Origin of the sequence: Limnofasciculus baicalensis BBK-W-15 (assembly GCF_024178385.1) — a bacterium.
Taxonomy (GTDB): Bacteria; Cyanobacteriota; Cyanobacteriia; order Cyanobacteriales; family Coleofasciculaceae; genus Limnofasciculus; species Limnofasciculus baicalensis.
The window spans coordinates 1-15,427 of the sequence record NZ_JAMZMM010000129.1 but is presented as its reverse complement, the minus strand read 5'-3'; the positions used below and the strand labels follow the sequence as shown (position 1 = coordinate 15,427).

At 40.0% G+C, this 15,427-nt stretch carries 14 protein-coding genes; 9 read left to right on the top strand and 5 right to left on the bottom strand.

Annotation, left to right across the window (positions count from 1 at the left end; translation table 11 throughout):
• The first annotated feature begins 388 nt into the window (after positions 1-388).
• The 3 genes from NJ959_RS14210 to NJ959_RS14200 all read left to right on the top strand — a co-directional run bounded on the left by NJ959_RS14210 (position 389) and on the right by NJ959_RS14200 (position 3,852).
• On the top strand, positions 389-1,633 hold the full coding sequence (locus tag NJ959_RS14210; RefSeq protein WP_254012407.1) for an S-layer homology domain-containing protein: 1,245 nt from the start codon (positions 389-391) through the stop codon (positions 1,631-1,633).
• Between the two features lie 1,062 nt (positions 1,634-2,695).
• On the top strand, positions 2,696-3,577 hold the full coding sequence (locus NJ959_RS14205) for a hypothetical protein (protein ID WP_254012406.1): 882 nt from the start codon (positions 2,696-2,698) through the stop codon (positions 3,575-3,577).
• A 44-nt stretch (positions 3,578-3,621) separates the two neighbouring features.
• Positions 3,622-3,852 carry a hypothetical protein gene (locus NJ959_RS14200; protein WP_254012405.1) on the top strand — a complete coding sequence of 77 codons (231 nt, stop codon included), beginning with the start codon at positions 3,622-3,624 and terminating at the stop codon, positions 3,850-3,852.
• Here NJ959_RS14200 and NJ959_RS14195 read toward each other — a convergent pair.
• From NJ959_RS14195 to NJ959_RS14180, 4 genes are all read right to left on the bottom strand, one after another.
• Positions 3,849-6,509, bottom strand: coding sequence for a CHAT domain-containing protein (locus NJ959_RS14195; protein WP_254012404.1), 2,661 nt, complete (start codon positions 6,507-6,509; stop codon positions 3,849-3,851). The genes NJ959_RS14200 and NJ959_RS14195 overlap by 4 nt on opposite strands.
• A gap of 184 nt (positions 6,510-6,693) precedes the next feature.
• Positions 6,694-7,338 (bottom strand): pyridoxamine 5'-phosphate oxidase, encoded by a 645-nt coding sequence (gene pdxH / locus NJ959_RS14190; protein ID WP_254012403.1) that lies wholly within the window; start codon positions 7,336-7,338, stop codon positions 6,694-6,696.
• 47 nt (positions 7,339-7,385) lie between these two features.
• Complete coding sequence (locus NJ959_RS14185) at positions 7,386-8,276, bottom strand: Rpn family recombination-promoting nuclease/putative transposase (protein WP_254012402.1); 891 nt, start codon at positions 8,274-8,276, stop codon at positions 7,386-7,388.
• Between the two features lie 31 nt (positions 8,277-8,307).
• The gene (locus tag NJ959_RS14180; RefSeq protein ID WP_254012401.1) at positions 8,308-8,502 is read right to left on the bottom strand and encodes a hypothetical protein; all 195 of its coding nucleotides are present in this window, start codon (positions 8,500-8,502) and stop codon (positions 8,308-8,310) included.
• Positions 8,503-8,592: 90 nt separating this feature from the next.
• On the opposite strand from NJ959_RS14180, the gene NJ959_RS14175 reads away from it, so the two are divergent.
• The 6 genes from NJ959_RS14175 to NJ959_RS14150 all read left to right on the top strand — a co-directional run bounded on the left by NJ959_RS14175 (position 8,593) and on the right by NJ959_RS14150 (position 15,015).
• A complete protein-coding gene (locus NJ959_RS14175) occupies positions 8,593-10,374 on the top strand; it encodes a hypothetical protein (RefSeq protein ID WP_254012400.1) in 1,782 nt (593 codons plus the stop codon).
• Between the two features lie 318 nt (positions 10,375-10,692).
• Positions 10,693-11,037 carry a type II toxin-antitoxin system RelE/ParE family toxin gene (locus NJ959_RS14170; RefSeq protein ID WP_254012399.1) on the top strand — a complete coding sequence of 115 codons (345 nt, stop codon included), beginning with the start codon at positions 10,693-10,695 and terminating at the stop codon, positions 11,035-11,037.
• A complete protein-coding gene (locus NJ959_RS14165; RefSeq protein ID WP_254012398.1) occupies positions 11,009-11,320 on the top strand; it encodes a helix-turn-helix domain-containing transcriptional regulator in 312 nt (103 codons plus the stop codon). The genes NJ959_RS14170 and NJ959_RS14165 overlap by 29 nt, the downstream gene beginning before the upstream one ends.
• A 108-nt stretch (positions 11,321-11,428) precedes the next feature.
• Positions 11,429-11,662 (top strand): DUF433 domain-containing protein, encoded by a 234-nt coding sequence (locus tag NJ959_RS14160; protein WP_254012397.1) that lies wholly within the window; start codon positions 11,429-11,431, stop codon positions 11,660-11,662.
• Positions 11,659-12,003 carry a DUF5615 family PIN-like protein gene (locus NJ959_RS14155; protein WP_254012396.1) on the top strand — a complete coding sequence of 115 codons (345 nt, stop codon included), beginning with the start codon at positions 11,659-11,661 and terminating at the stop codon, positions 12,001-12,003. Before NJ959_RS14160 ends, NJ959_RS14155 begins: the two co-directional genes overlap by 4 nt.
• Before the next feature lie 249 nt (positions 12,004-12,252).
• On the top strand, positions 12,253-15,015 hold the full coding sequence (locus NJ959_RS14150; protein WP_254012395.1) for a helicase-related protein: 2,763 nt from the start codon (positions 12,253-12,255) through the stop codon (positions 15,013-15,015).
• A 23-nt stretch (positions 15,016-15,038) separates the two neighbouring features.
• On the opposite strand, the gene NJ959_RS14145 is transcribed toward NJ959_RS14150, so the two are convergent.
• Complete coding sequence (locus tag NJ959_RS14145; protein WP_254012394.1) at positions 15,039-15,287, bottom strand: hypothetical protein; 249 nt, start codon at positions 15,285-15,287, stop codon at positions 15,039-15,041.
• Positions 15,288-15,427 lie beyond the last annotated feature (140 nt).

Genomic DNA, 15,427 nt, shown 5'->3' with positions numbered 1-15,427 from the left:
GAGTAGGGTTTTATTTAATACCTAATCCTACTGAAAACTGCTGTAATTTATTATAGGACTTACGATCGCATTCTTTAGTACAGATCTACTCCATACCGCAATTCGTGACGATAACGTTCCCACAGCCACTCAATAGAGGAAACCCAATCCCCAGCTCCCCACTCCCCAATACGGTAAGTGGAGTTTTTTATACGACAACTAATTTACCGATCCGGACGTTTTCCCTCTCAGATTGTTCCCAAAATTTCCGGCTCAACACAAAAGATAATTGTACTGAGTTAATAGATAAAATTACCGAAGCAAAAGAGATAGAAAATTTCGGGAACATCTTTTTTTACTCACTTGTCTAGTGATTTAACAACACGAGAATCTTTGGAGAACGCCTTCCATGTCTAACTTACATTCCTGGCAATCTGGAACCGCTGCATTTTTAGCTTTTGGCTTAAGCGCTAGTATCGTATCACCTATATTTTCTGCTGCTCCTGGTTTTGCCCAATCTAGTAACTTTACTGATGTTTCTTCCAGCTACTGGGCAAGAACTTTTATTAGTGAATTATCACAAAGAGATATTATTGCTGGCTTCCCCGACGGCAGTTTCCGTCCCGATGCTCCAGTAACCCGCGCCCAGTTTGCGGCGATGTTGAAAAAAGCCAATAAAGAATTCAAAAAACAATCGAAACGTGACGGAACTAGATTTGTTGATGTTCCCTCCAAATACTGGGCGTTTTCCGCAATTCAGGAATCATATACCACTGGATTTTTGACAGGTTATCCCGGAAGTGTCTTCCGTCCAGAACAAAATATTCCCCGCGAACAAGCTTTAGTTTCTCTCTCAAATGGACTGGAATATTCCTCTAGTTCAACAACTGTTCTGAATTACTATAACGATTCATCTAGTATTTCTAGCTGGGCGCGGACACCGATTGCCGCCGCAACAAATAATCGTGTGGTGGTTAATTATCCCAATGTCAATACTTTGAATCCTCAACGGAATGCAACCCGGGCAGAAGTAGCGGCTTTTATCTATCAAGCACTCGTTCAAGAAGGACTAGCAAATACAGTTTCTTCCCAATACATTGCCGATCCTACTCCAGTTGCTACCACTTTTACAATTCCAGCAGGTACAAGTATTCCAGTTAAATATGTCAGAGAAAAGATTCTCGTGGCTAAGGAAGACGAAAAACTGCCCCTGACACTGACTGTAGATGCTAACATTACTACTGCTAATGGTAAGATATTAATTCCTGCTGGTAGTGAAGTAGTTGGTGAGTTACGCACGACTGACAATGGCGCTCAATTTATTGCCCAGAAATTGGTGATGAATGGTCAACAAATAACCATTGATGCTTCTTCTGGATTCATTACTACTACTGAAACTGTGGGTAAGGGTACTAGTGTGGGTACTCTAGTTAAGAATGCAGCACTAGGTACAGCGGCAGCAGCAGCAATCTCCGCAGTAACAGGAGATCGCGCGATCGCAACTGAGGAACTTTTGATTGGGGCGGGTTCCGGTGTTGCTTTAACCTTGATTCAGCGCTTCCTAGGGCGCAACAGTGTGGATCTATATGTTATTGAACCTGACACAGATTTAGATCTCAAATTAGGCTCTAGTTTAACCCTCGCTGCTAAATAGTTATTTGTGATAGGCAAGGGGCTGCCATCCCCTTGTTTATTCCTCCATGACTTGCACACAACTCGTCAGAAACCCGGTTTCTTCGTCAACCTCGATCGTCTAAACCCACGATTTTCTGTAGAAACCGGGTTTCTTGGCGTATAAGTTACTTATCTCAGCCGCAATTCGGCGTTTGCTGGTGAGATCTGATTGAGATAATTCAATAATTTCTAGCGGATTATCTGAGTTCGATTCTGTCCAACGTTTCAGGACTTTTTGGGCAATTTCTTGATGACTTGGCGGGAGGGCTAAATCTCCGGTTAAATCGGCTTGGACTGGTTTAACTTTGTCAATCAGTTGGAGGTCAATGTCCGATTCTCTTAATAAATAACAGAGAATGTATGGGTCAATTTTTAGGGGAGATTGGGTTAAGGTGATGGCGGTTAACTGATGCCATCAAGTATTGATAGTTGGCTTGATACCAATCTGTGGTTGTAGTGGTCATATTTAGTAGTTGGTAGAAACACCGGAGATGATCTTAAGTAATATGAAGTCAAAACCTCTCGACAATTACCCCGACTCGCAGTCAGAGGTAAGGACGTGTTTTATTTCCTAGGAATGTGGCGGCAAGGGTGAAGCATAAGGACAGAAAACATTGGGTTTCACCAATTACTGGGAAGCTTGGAAAGTGACAAATGGTCAACCACTTAGCTTCAATGGTAGACCTCCAGCTACAGATACATTTGATATTCAACCATTATCTATTGGTTATCGTGGAACCCACAGCGTTGCAGGGTATGCCAAGTATATTCCTAACTACAATGAACCAGATAATTGGAGTCCTGCTGCCTACTCAGGCTGCCTTCCGGCAACGGAAACTCAACCAAGGGATTGGGATGACAGTAACTCGCTGTTTCGTTCGGTTACAAGCCAGTTTAATTGCGTTAAAAAAATAAGCAAGAGTAGAGTCACAAAGACTGGACCTAGCCTAGGTTCTTAATGATTTAGTCCTAGAAGACCAATGATCTAGGATTTCTATGACAAAATAAAAAGAAATACACCAGATATAGTCGAGTGAAATCAGTGAATTTATCGAACAATAATGACTCAAAAATTATCCAAGCGATCCAATTAATGCGTCTAATCTTTGCCTACCCAAAATATAAATTTAACCCTCAAGCTATAATCAAAGCAGCTAACTATCTTCATCATCTTGGATATGAGAAATCTATCCAAGCTTTACAGAGCTACTGCGAACTGATTGAAGAGATGGAGCAGGAAATGGAGGACTATTTTGCTCTCCAGATGGAGATGGAGAAGGAAATGGAGACTAATTTTCCTCTCCAGACGGAGGACGAAATGCCAGAGGAAATGGAGGACGAAATGGAGGAAGAAGACGACAACCTTAAAATGATTTGGCGACTACAAAACGAGCAAAATAACGCCATGATGACAGCTCGCCTTCTCTTCATCCGCCAAGACGGACAAGCAGTGCTACCCGACTTGAGGATAGGTAAACCCATGATGATGGAAATCCCAGAAAATCCCGAAATTTTTCCCTTATTTCCTCTTCATATTCATCGAGGTATTCCACTTTTTTTAGTTATGGGCTATATCGTTCTTGGAGAGCCTCAACCTCCCTCAAATTATATTGAATGGTGCGCTAGAGAGTGCCAACTGCGAGCTAAACCACTTATTCCCGATTCTCATCCTTTAGCTGCTGTAGAAGAATTCTTAAAATCAGCTCCCTGCCAAGGGTTATATCCTGACTATGGATTTAATGAGAGCTTACAATCGCAAGTTTTATGTGCTGTATCCAATATCTACCCTGTTAGTAAAGAATATCGGGATGAGCTTTTAGCATCTAATCCTGGTGAGGATATTTGGAGCCTTCACCAGAAAGCTTTTGCTCAATTAAATGCTGTCTGGAATCCGATAACTAATGAGTATGAAATAAATTCATAGATCCCGAACCAATGAGACGGTAAGAGAAGGAGTAAAAATTACTCGTGAATAGTGCTACCAGGCATAATCCTATGCCGATTATTTTGAATGACCGCGATCTTGAGGAACTTTTTCCTAATCCATTTGATTCAATAAATGATGAGGAGATAGATGAATTATTAAAAGCCGAAACCGAAGGTAAAAAAGTGCGCGTCATTGGACGATACGCTCAAGTAGATGTCAGAAAAAGAAAAGACCCACCTCCTCTATATCAAGGTCATGCGCTCGTGTATTAGGGTTCCCCCATTAAAGTAAATGCTGCCCAATCGATAGGATTGGGATACTGTTTCATTGTCGTCAACATCGCATTTCTTAAAGCCGCAGCCTTGTCTGGATTCTGTTGCAAATTGCGATAAAATTCTGTCATTAACGATGCTGTAGGCGCGTCTGGTACAGCCCACAAAGAAACAATTATACTGGGAACACCAGCAGTAATCAAGGAACGAGATAATCCCACAACTCCATCACCAGTAATCCTGCCCCTCCCCGTATCGCAAGCACTCAAAACTATTAAATCAGCATTTAACTTCAAATTGAGGATTTCTTCAGCCGTCAATAATCCATTATCCTTGCCATCAGGAGCAAGTGCGATCGCGCCGGGTATCCCTTGTCCTGTAAAATCATCTAATAGGCCATGTGTGGCCAAGTGAACGATTTTCGATTGCTGCATCTTTGGTACAATATTCGCTTTAGTCGCCTCATTACCAGTAATCGCCTTTGTATTTAGTAATTTTGCGATCGCATTTGCTTCTTGTTCTGCTCCTGGTAAACTGGGTAATTGTACTGGAGGTTCCCCAATATCAGGTGGAATACTTGGCATTGTCGGATTTCCCATTACCAGAATATCCCCAACTCCTTTAGCTCCCCGACTGTTTGAAGCAGTGGAAGATTTAAACGTCAAATCCAAAACTTGAATTGATGGGGCAGTCAAAATATTATAGTTTTCAATCAAAAATTTACCCTTTTCATCTTGCAAGGCGATAAAAGGAACCAAAAATAATTGACGATGGGGAATAAAAATGACACGGGATGCCGAATCTGTAGGTAATAAATCGGCAATGGGTTTAATCAGCAATTCATACAGTTGTGCCAATAGCCTTCGTCTGCTAGGTTGCTCGACTCTTTCTACTGCGCCTAATCCTCTTCCTCTCGCCCCGATTGCCGCACGGCTATTAACTACTATTTTATCTAGGGACAATTTTTTCTGTTCCCATAATGGCTTCAAATCTACCGAGCGAAATGATACTTCACCACTTGGTTTAATTACCCAAACATAAAGTGATGATTCGCGAGTCTGGATTTGATTATTAATTTTAAAAGTATTGGCAATTACCGAATATTCAACAATAGTAGCATTATGATTTTTAGCTGTTTGTTTAATTTGCTCGATTGTAATGGGCGCAATAGTCAAATTTTGTTTAGAATCGGGAGATAAGCGCCGCTGTAATAACTCAACAAATGCCCTCGCTCTGCCTCTTTCCCCAATTTCTAGCGCCTCATTAATCCGATTCTGGGCAATCAGAATTTGTTGCAAGTTACTATAAATCGCCGTCTGAGTTTCAAACAGCGATATTTTATAAATATCGTTACCTCCTAATCTATTCCGTAAGTCTTCCCAAATCTTAATTGCTTCTCGCAGTTGTTTCTCTGCTTCTGCCAGATTGCCAGATTTGAGATAAGCTAAGGCTAAATTATTCCTAGCTACCCCTTCTCCCCGACGATTGTTATAACTATAAGTTAATTTCAAATACTCCTGATAAAATTGAATCGCTTTAGCTAAATCTCCCTTCTCAAAATAAGCCAATCCTTCATTCCCACGAATCGCATATAATATACGAGCATCATTAATATGATTCCAAGAAACCTCCCAAGCCTCTTCATAAAACTGAATCGCTTTAGCAAAGTCCCCACTAAAATAATAAGAGCCACCTAAATTAGAGAGTGATTTTGCTTGTTGTCTGCGGTTTTGGGTAATTTTAGCTTTAGCTAAACCTTGTTGAAAGGCGGCAATTGCTTTCTCATAATCCCCTAGACTTTGATAAGTAATCCCCAAATTGCCTAATGCTTCAATTTCTCCATAACTATCTTTAACTTCCCGTGCGATTCCTAAATACTGTTGCTGGGAATCTATCGCCTTGTCATATTCCCCTAAAGCCTGATAAACTATCCCAATATCTCCTAAAGCCTTACCCTCACCTTTAATATCTTTAATTTCCTTAGCTAAATCCAAACGCTTCTTGTGGAATTCAATTGCTTTAGCATAGAGATCCTCACTATAATAAGCATTACCGATATTCCCCAAAGCCATTTCACCTAAGCGCGGATCAGTGCCATTATAATAATAAGCCTTATGCCAAGTAAATCCAAAATATTCATTGAAGTAATCGATAGCATCAGCATAATTAGCTATGCGACTGTAAGCCAATCCCAGATTACCGAGAGTCATAACTTCTAAATCGCGATTGCTAATTTCTCGCGCCTTATCCAAACATTGCTTGTAAGTATCAATTGCTTTGTCATAATCTCCCTCAACATGGTAGCCAATCCCGATATTAAAAAGAGCTTCAGTTTGGGCTTTGGCATCGCTCATCGTTTGGGCAGTTGCCAAATCATTTTCAGCACCAGTGCGCAATAAATAGCCATCTGTAACCTCACTTGCCGCAAAATAAGTGATTCCCTTGGGTGTGATAAATTGTCCTTCCCAAGCAACATCTTGAATAGGTTGATAAATACTAAGTAACTGTCGATCTGAATTCGGAATAATATCTGTTTGATTGGCAAAGGAAGTGGGAATAAATTGCCAATTAAATATTACCGATCCTGGTGTCAAGAGGATTGTTAATAAAAATACGATCGCGGCGATAATAATAGTTGTTGTTCGACGTATTTTCATTTTATCGTTGGGTAAACAATATTTTTGGATACACTAGATTACATATATTGGTAATGGTGCGTTAGCTACGCATAACGCACCCTAGAGATAGAGGCTTTGCGTAAGTCCTGATATATTGGTAATGGTGCGTTAGCTACGCATAACGCACCCTACAGATAGAGGCTTTATTCTTGAGCTTGACTTTTTAAGGTGACAGCCGTTGGATTATCCAACTACCATTATCCTGTTTTTTATAAATTAATCGATCGTGTAAGCGATTAGGACGACCTTGCCAAAATTCAATTATAGTAGGAATAACCCGAAATCCGCCCCAATGAGGTGGACGAGGAACTTCTTTATTTTCGTACTCCTGCTGAAATTTTGCCAACCGTTGCTCCAAGACTTCGCGATTATTAATAACTTCACTTTGAGCAGATGTCCAAGCACCTAATTGAGATGCTCTTGGACGGTTTTGAAAATAACTATCCGACTCTTCAGGCGAAACCTGTTCAACTTGTCCTTCAATCCGCACCTGCCTTTCCAACTCAGCCCACCAAAAGGCAACTGCACCCCAGGGATTTTCGCGCAATTGCTGTCCCTTTTGACTATTATAGTTGGTAAAGAAGGCAAAGCCTCTTTCATCATAGTCTTTTAATAATACCATCCGAACCGATGGTTTACCATCTAGACTTGCTGTAGCAATGGACATAGCATTTGGTTCGGATAGTTGGGCGGATAATGCTTGATCGAACCATATTTTAAATTGTGTGAAAGGATTGGGAAGAGCATCAGTTTCGCTTAACCCGTGTAAGGTGTAATCCTTGCGCAAATCTGCGATCTTTTTCTCCATATTGCCTTATTTTTTCCTTTTATGGATAGTTGATTATTGAGCAATCGTTAATTGAACCAAGTCATTAAATCTGATACATTGGTGAAGTCTAACACAGCTTCGGCTAAATTTTCTAATTGTACAGTGGGTAATTGACGGATGCGGTTTTTAATTTCTGGCTCGATAGTGCCTAAACGACGAATCAGTTGACGAATAATAATATCTGCTTGTCCTGATTGAATACCTTGCTCAATACCTTTGATCGTCAAACCGCGCTGATCTTCTAGAAACATCTCCCGTTTGTCTAAGTCTTCCAATTCCTTAACACTTAAGTTTGCTTGATTAGCGATAGTCAATGCTTTTTGGATTGCGGGTATAGCACCCATGGTTTCTGGTACTGTCTCCAAATCTGGGGCATTTTTCAGGAAATAAATCCATTTATCTTGGATATTTTCTAATTCAGCCAATTGTTTATTGAATTTGGGTAGTTCGACAAAGACTAACTCTAAATGACAATCGGGATAGGGAAATTTTCGCTTTGTCTCTTGGAAAACAAAGTGAGAGATTGCTGATTCTTGATTGGAGAACATTTCAAAATCGGTAATAGTTAAGGCAATGACAGGTTTCAGTTTCATGTAGCCTTCGCCATATTTGAGTTGGGTAACGTAGGTTTTGGCGGCGTTGTATAAAACTCGATTGCTAAAGGAGGCTACGTTGAGGACTTGCATTTCGATAATCACAGTTGTATTATCGTTAATTTTGGCTTTGACATCTAGGTATGTGTCTTTTAATCCGGGAAGTTGAGATGCTGCGTAGGGGTCAATGATTTCTATAGATTGGATGGTATTTTGATTGTCGTAAATTAAGGCATTGAGGAAGCTAATCAGAATGTCTTTGCTATCTTCCGAGCCGAATATTTTTTTAAAGGCAAAGTCGGTTTTGGGGCTGATAAATCTCATATTATTTTTGGGTTACAATTACTGTGATTTATTATAATAATAGCATTTTTTTGGAGTGATGCCTCTGGCGGGCATTGCGATCGCGTTTTTCGTTCCTAGTCAGCGATAAATGGCTGATGAGAGGCGATGAAGGGATGAGGCAGTGGAGGGGTTGTGATTGAGGTACGCGATTCGCTTCGCTGGTGCTAGAAGTGCGATCGCGTTTGAGTATCGTGTAGAATGGCATAATCAGCAATTTAGGCAGTAAAATTCAGCCATATCTACGATAAAATTCAGCCATATCTACGATGAACCTACATCGTAACTTCGCTTACAGTTGAAGAAACCTGTAGTTATTTCACTCAAAACAATGGCATTATTAGATCGCATTAGCCAAATCATCAGATCTAATGTAAGCGATATCAGCAATAATATTTCCCAAACTGGGCAAGCTGTGGTAGAAACAGCCATGGGAATAGGAGAAGCCGTTACTAATACTACACTCCAAGCTACTCAAACTGTTGTCGATAAAGTTGTCGAAACCAAAGAAGCCGTTACTAATACTACCATTCAAGCTACTCAGACTGTTGTTGATAAAGTTGTCGAAACCAAAGAGGCAGTTACTAATACTACCATTCAAGCTACTCAAACTGTTGTTGATAAAGTTGTCGAAACCAAAGACGCAGTTACTAATACTACCATTCAAGCCACTCAAACTGTTGTAGAAACAGCTACAGTAGTAGGCGGATCAATTACTGAAGCTGCTTTACAAACAACCCAAACTGTTGTCGGAAGCGTTGTCGGTGTAACAGAAGCAATTAGCACTACCGTATCGGAAACTGGGCAAACTATTGTCAAGATAATTCCCCAGATTTACCAGGAAGGCTGTGGGGCTGTAGCAGAGGAACTAACTAAAATTGGTTTTACAGATTGGCATAGCTTTGTTGACAACTGCCAAAAAGAATTAGATACCAACGTTATTAAAAGTCAAGATTGGGTTTATCACAAAATCCAGAATCCGTTTGCTCATTATGAATCAATACTTACAGATGAAGATATTGAAAAAATTAGAACTTACGACGCTCAGTATCACTGGGATAAGTTTGACTATGCTTTTGTGGGATCTAGTGGTATTTTAGCATCTCTGACAGATTATTTTCTTGTCTCTATTCCCCGAACAATTAACACGGGTGAGTATGGTGGACAAGTGGGTAGCCCGATTACGGCATGGCTGAAAAAGTACAATATTAATACCTCAGATGATTGGTTTGCAGAATGGGCGCAACATCTTGAGGAAACTTGCAAAGTGCCTTACGATGCAACCAATATGCCTGGAATGTCTCCATCTTCCCACCGATTGCAAAGTCTTGGACACGATCCTGTTCTCGGTTTTATTTTTGGTGTTCTTGATATTATGCGGGGTACAATTACAGGATTTTCTTATGATAAATTGAGCGGACACCATTCAATTTTTAGCGATGTAACTTGGTCTAATAATCCACAAATTGGATTAATTGAAGCAATTTTGCGCCAAATAGGACACCTAATCTCCGATGCTTTTACACCAATGGGATTACCAGCACCTTTTATGACATTGGTACAGGGAATTAATATAGGTAGTATTGGCGCAGAAGGCAAAACCGTTGGTGAAGTTGCCCGTTGGATGTATTTAAACGGTTATGACTTGCGACATTTCTTAGTTTCTGGAATTACACCTGCTACAATTGAGCTAGTGCTGCGAGCTTATATTATGTTACGGCATTACTCCGAATATGGAGAAACTAAGTTTATACTGGGTTCTCATCCAAAATATCGCTCTATGTTATTAGCTGCACATAGTATTGCCGCATTAGGAAATGTCGGAAAGATTATATTAATGGAGGGCAATCCTTTAGCGATTAATGAAGCCCAATGGTTAGCTCTGATTCGTTACACTATTCCCAGTGTAAAATATTGGGTATTCGAGCAACATCACTTACGATTGGAATACCTAAACCAAATGAAAGAATCTGAGTGGAATATGTTAGTTAATAATAGTGATACGATCCTGGAAACTGTAGCTCAAGAAACCGATAGTCTTGCGATGCCTGGGCTGGGCGTTGCGATCGCGCTTGGTTAAGCAATAAAAATTAACACTGGTGATGTGGCTATACCCGTGGTTATTTAATCCCATTTGCAGAGAAGACAAACCTAATCCCACCAACCTGTCTTAAGAGCGATAGTCCGAGGAGTAGCCTTTTCACAATTTGCAGAGGTGTGTCAGTTTTAAGATATAATAGTTTTGTAATCTGTAATAGACATCGTAGTGCTAAATTTTTCTTAACCTTATCGAATATTTTAATTCAATAGGGATGATAAAAATACAAGAGTTAATCTAATAAGTGACGTATATTGCAGTACTTGATAGCATTGAATAATAACAAACTATGACAAAATTATGACCGTACAACCGAGGGAAATTCGACGTTATATTAAGCCAGATGGCACGATTCCCTTCCAAAAATGGTTTGATTCTCTGCGAGATAGGCAAGGACAAGTTAAAATTGAATCAAGACTTGCTAGGGCTGAATTAGGCAATCTAGGAGATTATAAATCAGTTGGAGAAGGAGTTTCTGAATTTAGAATTGACTATGGTCCTGGCTACCGAGTCTACTTTGGACAAATAGGCTCGACAATAGTACTTCTTTTGTGTGGTGGGGATAAAAGTACTCAAAAACAAGATATTAATAAAGCTAAGGAGTATTGGGCAGATTATGCAAAACGTGAAAATACCGACAAGTGATAGCTACCATCCCTCTAAGATTGAACGATTAAAAGATCCGGAATATGCGGCTGCTTATCTGACAGCAATATTAGAAGAAAAAGATCCAGAACCGGAATTGCTAGCCCGGGCAATTAAGGATGTAATTGAGGCGCAGATGGCGATAAATAAGTTGTCTCAAGAAGATTTCCTGAAGTGGGGAAAAATTGAAAAAATGCTCTTAGAGAGTGGAGGATGTGAAATTTATAGTCTAATAGCGCTATTGGATGTAATCGGATTTAAGTTAACGGTTACTCTAAAGTAGATGGGGCGATGACGGAATGTGAGAGAATTACACGAGATAGGTGACAACTTCTCTATCGGGATGTAGTATAGATTGAATAGAGAGGATATAAATATAAGAGTCAATCTGATGTTAGACAAAAATGCGTTACTCAGTCGAATTACCCAAACTCCTGGTAAGTGCGGAGGTCGTCCTTGTATTAGAGGAATGCGAATTCGGGTTAGCGACATATTAGAAACATTAGCAGATAATGTCACTCCTAGTGAGATTCTGGAGGACTTTCCAGATTTGGAACCTGAAGATATTCAAGCTTGTTTATTATTTGCTGCTCTCCGAATCGATTTTACCAGGATTGCCGTATGAATTTTTGGCTAAATGCTCAACTTCCACCTAATCTAGCCCAATGGTTAACTGATACTTTTGGTGTAAGTGCAGTTACTTTACAAGAGCTGGGATTACGAGATGCTCAAGATATTGATATATTTTATGCGGCTCGTGCTAATGGCGATGGTACAGTTATTGTGACTAAGGATCGAGATTTTATCGATTTAGTAGTTCGCTTAGGCACTCCACCACAAATCCTTTGGTTAACTTGCGGTAATATGGCTAACAGAGAATTGCAGCGCATTTTTACACAGGCTTTTCCTCAAGCTTTAGAGTTACTGCAAAATGGGGAAAGTATTGTTGAGATTGGCAGGATCTAAAGTCTGAGGAATCAATGCTGCGGAGCAATAGATTAGTATCTGGTAAAAATGACACTTAACCCCTCTCTCCATAAATGCTTCGCCTGGGAGATCCGCGATCAGCTTCGCTGGTGCGCTCCGCGCGATCGCATTTATAAGTTTTTGACGAGTTGCTTGGGTATTCATCTTAAGGCTGGGAATCAGAGGGTTAGGATCATTCTATAACCTAGAGTTACAATAATGTAGCTAACAACACCAGAGTCATTGGTAATGAGCGATCGCGATAACTCATCAAGCAAGTCAGATAGTTCACGAGAAACTTGGTTTGAGAAAGAAAGCGCCCTAATATATATACGCCGCCACTTTCAGGCTGGGGAGAGAGAGATTCGGATTGCTTCTGGCTTCTTCACGATAAAAGGTTGGGGGCTGATCCGAACTTATACAACTGGTAAGAATATTTACCTTTTAGTTGGTCTTGATGATCCAGGCAAAGACAATGCGCGAAAAGCTCTGATCCAAGAAATCATGCGTGACTTGCGTACTGGCTTAGATCGAGACCGCCGAAAAGCCGTGTTTGATTTAGTGGAAAAAATGGCATCGGGTCAATTCCACATTGTAGATGCTCGTGCAATGTCTCACCATGCCAAGCTTTACCTAGTTGACTCCAAAATAGCTATTATGGCTTCGTCCAACCTAACCGGACGTGGTTTGAGGGAGCAAATTGAGTCTGGTAATATCGTTACTAAAACTAGCGAAGTCATCGCACTAGTGAATGAATTTGATGATTACTTCGCCCAAGCAATAGATATGACTGAAGAACTATTAGAAATCCTCCGGCGCTGGCTTGACTTTGTGCGTCCTTGGGATATCTATTTAAAGACCATGCTGGCTCTGGAAGACATTCAACCTATCAAGGCTAAATATAAAAAATGCCCTGTTAGTTACCAGAAAGATATGATTGCTCAAACCTTGCGTCAAATACGTGAGTTTGGTGGCTCTATGCTGGTAGCCTCTACCGGACTCGGCAAAACTGTAGTAGCAGTTCATGTAGCCTTACATCTCCATGAGGAAGACGAGATTGATAATGTTATTGTTATTGGACCAAAACCAGTTAAAAAAACTTGGGAAAGTGAGTTACGTCAGGCTAGCTTACATTGCGACTATTTCATCCGTCAAGCACTAGATAAAAAAACTACTAAACAAGATAGAAGTCTTGAAGATTTAGAGGACATTATAAAAAATAATCAAGAACAACGTTGGTTGATTATCATTGATGAAAGTCATGAGTTTAGAAACAGATACATTGACAAATTGAGTAATAGAAGATACAGAAAAGAACAGAAAGTAGAACGTCAGGCATTTATCTGGTTAAAACAACTTTGTCATAGAGATAATTCCAAGGTTTTACTCCTGACTGGCTCCCCTTATGCCAAGGATATTGATAATATAAAAAACCAATTGTTTCTCTTACCTCATAAGGGTGAAAACCAAGTTTTATTTTCCGAATATTTCGATGATGCACGAGCATGGTATATCGAACAACCGGAAGATTTTATTCACTTACCTGTAGCTTCTCAGTTAACCACACCTCACGTAGCTAGCTATTACGGTCAACTGGAGGGGCAAGAAATTTATATCAACTTTGGGGAAGAGAGACGCTACATCCCAAAAGTGATACTCCATAGTATTGATTTTCCTTTAGCGCTGGAAAGTGATTTAACTCCAGCTATCGTTGGTGGTTGCTTTGATTTAAACTCTCGTAATCCTATGTTTAGAAAAACAATAGAGAGGCTAGTCAGAGTGGCTTGGGCTAGTTCACCTTTGGCTTTGCGCGGAGTGCTTGAGCGCATTATTGATACGCCAGGTGGCATAAATGAATATGAATTTGAAAAGCTAGAGTTTGCATTTACACACGAAGATCGAAATGAAATTTTAATACCGATTAGAGAAAAAGTCACAGGAAAAAACTTTTCTATAGATATTAAGTTGAAAGCCCTTGTCGTTATTCTTCAAGAGATTGAACTCAGAAAGGAAAAAGCTATTGTGTTTTGCGAAAGGAGGGCGACTGCTGTTTACCTGAAAAAAGGATTAACAGAATTAATACCATCATTGCGTGTAGTTGCCACCATAGATGAAGTTACTGCTAGTAACTATCGCATGAAAGAAACTAAAGAAATAGAAGAAATTATCAAAAAATTTGCCCCAGTTGCCAACGACGCTATAGGGAAGTACGAGCAAGACTATGATGTTTTCATTTCAACAGATGCTCACGGTGTCGGTGTGAATATGCAGGATGCCTCTGTAGTTATTAATTATGACATAGATTGGACTCCTATTGGTCCAGTTCAGCGAGCTGGGCGTGTACTGCGCTTTTGGCATTCCCCTCGAACTGTTCAGGTATACACCTTTGTTCCTAAACTAACGATTGAGACAAATCTTAAATACGATCTGGTAAGCATCATGCGACGTTGGGAAAATCTAATGAAACGTCATGGTGAATCTCGGAAGCTGATTGATTTACCAGTCTTAACTCAAGTGAAAACACAAGAGATTAATATGTTAGATGTGGCATCACAAGTGACCATCAGATCGGGGGAACTAGACATACAAGATATCGCAAATCTGGATATCTCTCCCTACTTCCAGCATACAGCTAAACTACAGGATAATCGTGACTATGCACAGAGCATTCCTAGTGATATTCTTAGTGCTAAGACATATAAAGATCCCCATCCATCAATTTACGTTCTACTGAATTACAAGGGCAAGTATCACGGGCTTGTTTATGACTCTATAACTAAACAACTACGTGAACCAACTGCTGTTAAACTCCTAGATCTAATCGCCTGTGAGGAAAATACAGAAACCGCATTGGTTGAATATGACTTAGTTGAGGAATTGAGTGATGCTTGTATAAGTACCTGGTGTAACAAAGAGGGTGTTAATCCTGAAGAAGTTATCAGAGAATGCGCTCTTTACCTTAAACCAGAGGATAAGAGTGATACACTCAACGATTTGTTGAATCCTCAATAACCCTGGATTAAAATTTAAATAGTCTAATCCAACGAAATTCTCTGCTTAATTTTGAGAGCAATATCTTGATTTTCTTCCATAATTCCGATCAGAAACCGTAAAGCATCATTGACTGCATCTGCATTAGTAAATATCTCAGCAACATCAGGATCTAATAGCACCGTTGTCCCACTAAAACTTTTCCGTTTCGGGCCTAACTTTCTCACTTTTAGACTCTTTAAGTTATATTCCGATCGCAAATCGTCTTCCATTTCTGAGTTAACCTTCTTCATAAGCTTCTCGCTCGGCTTTTGTGACAACTCTTGCACTAATCAGTTAAAACTCATAACTTGCACCATTGTCAGTAAGCCAGAAAAACCGCCGTAGAATTAATTCTACGGCTCATAGCTCAAGTCCATTAAAATGGACTAAA

Coding starts and splice junctions, on each gene's coding strand:
- NJ959_RS14210 (WP_254012407.1), top strand. CDS start 389: ATGTCTAACTTACATTCCTGGCAATCTGGAACCGCTGCATTTTTAGCT.
- NJ959_RS14195 (WP_254012404.1), bottom strand. CDS start 6,509: ATGAAAATACGTCGAACAACAACTATTATTATCGCCGCGATCGTATTT.
- pdxH (WP_254012403.1), bottom strand. CDS start 7,338: ATGGAGAAAAAGATCGCAGATTTGCGCAAGGATTACACCTTACACGGG.
- NJ959_RS14185 (WP_254012402.1), bottom strand. CDS start 8,276: ATGAGATTTATCAGCCCCAAAACCGACTTTGCCTTTAAAAAAATATTC.
- NJ959_RS14180 (WP_254012401.1), bottom strand. CDS start 8,502: ATGCCATTCTACACGATACTCAAACGCGATCGCACTTCTAGCACCAGC.
- NJ959_RS14170 (WP_254012399.1), top strand. CDS start 10,693: ATGACCGTACAACCGAGGGAAATTCGACGTTATATTAAGCCAGATGGC.
- NJ959_RS14165 (WP_254012398.1), top strand. CDS start 11,009: ATGCAAAACGTGAAAATACCGACAAGTGATAGCTACCATCCCTCTAAG.
- NJ959_RS14160 (WP_254012397.1), top strand. CDS start 11,429: ATGTTAGACAAAAATGCGTTACTCAGTCGAATTACCCAAACTCCTGGT.
- NJ959_RS14155 (WP_254012396.1), top strand. CDS start 11,659: ATGAATTTTTGGCTAAATGCTCAACTTCCACCTAATCTAGCCCAATGG.
- NJ959_RS14150 (WP_254012395.1), top strand. CDS start 12,253: ATGAGCGATCGCGATAACTCATCAAGCAAGTCAGATAGTTCACGAGAA.
- NJ959_RS14145 (WP_254012394.1), bottom strand. CDS start 15,287: ATGAAGAAGGTTAACTCAGAAATGGAAGACGATTTGCGATCGGAATAT.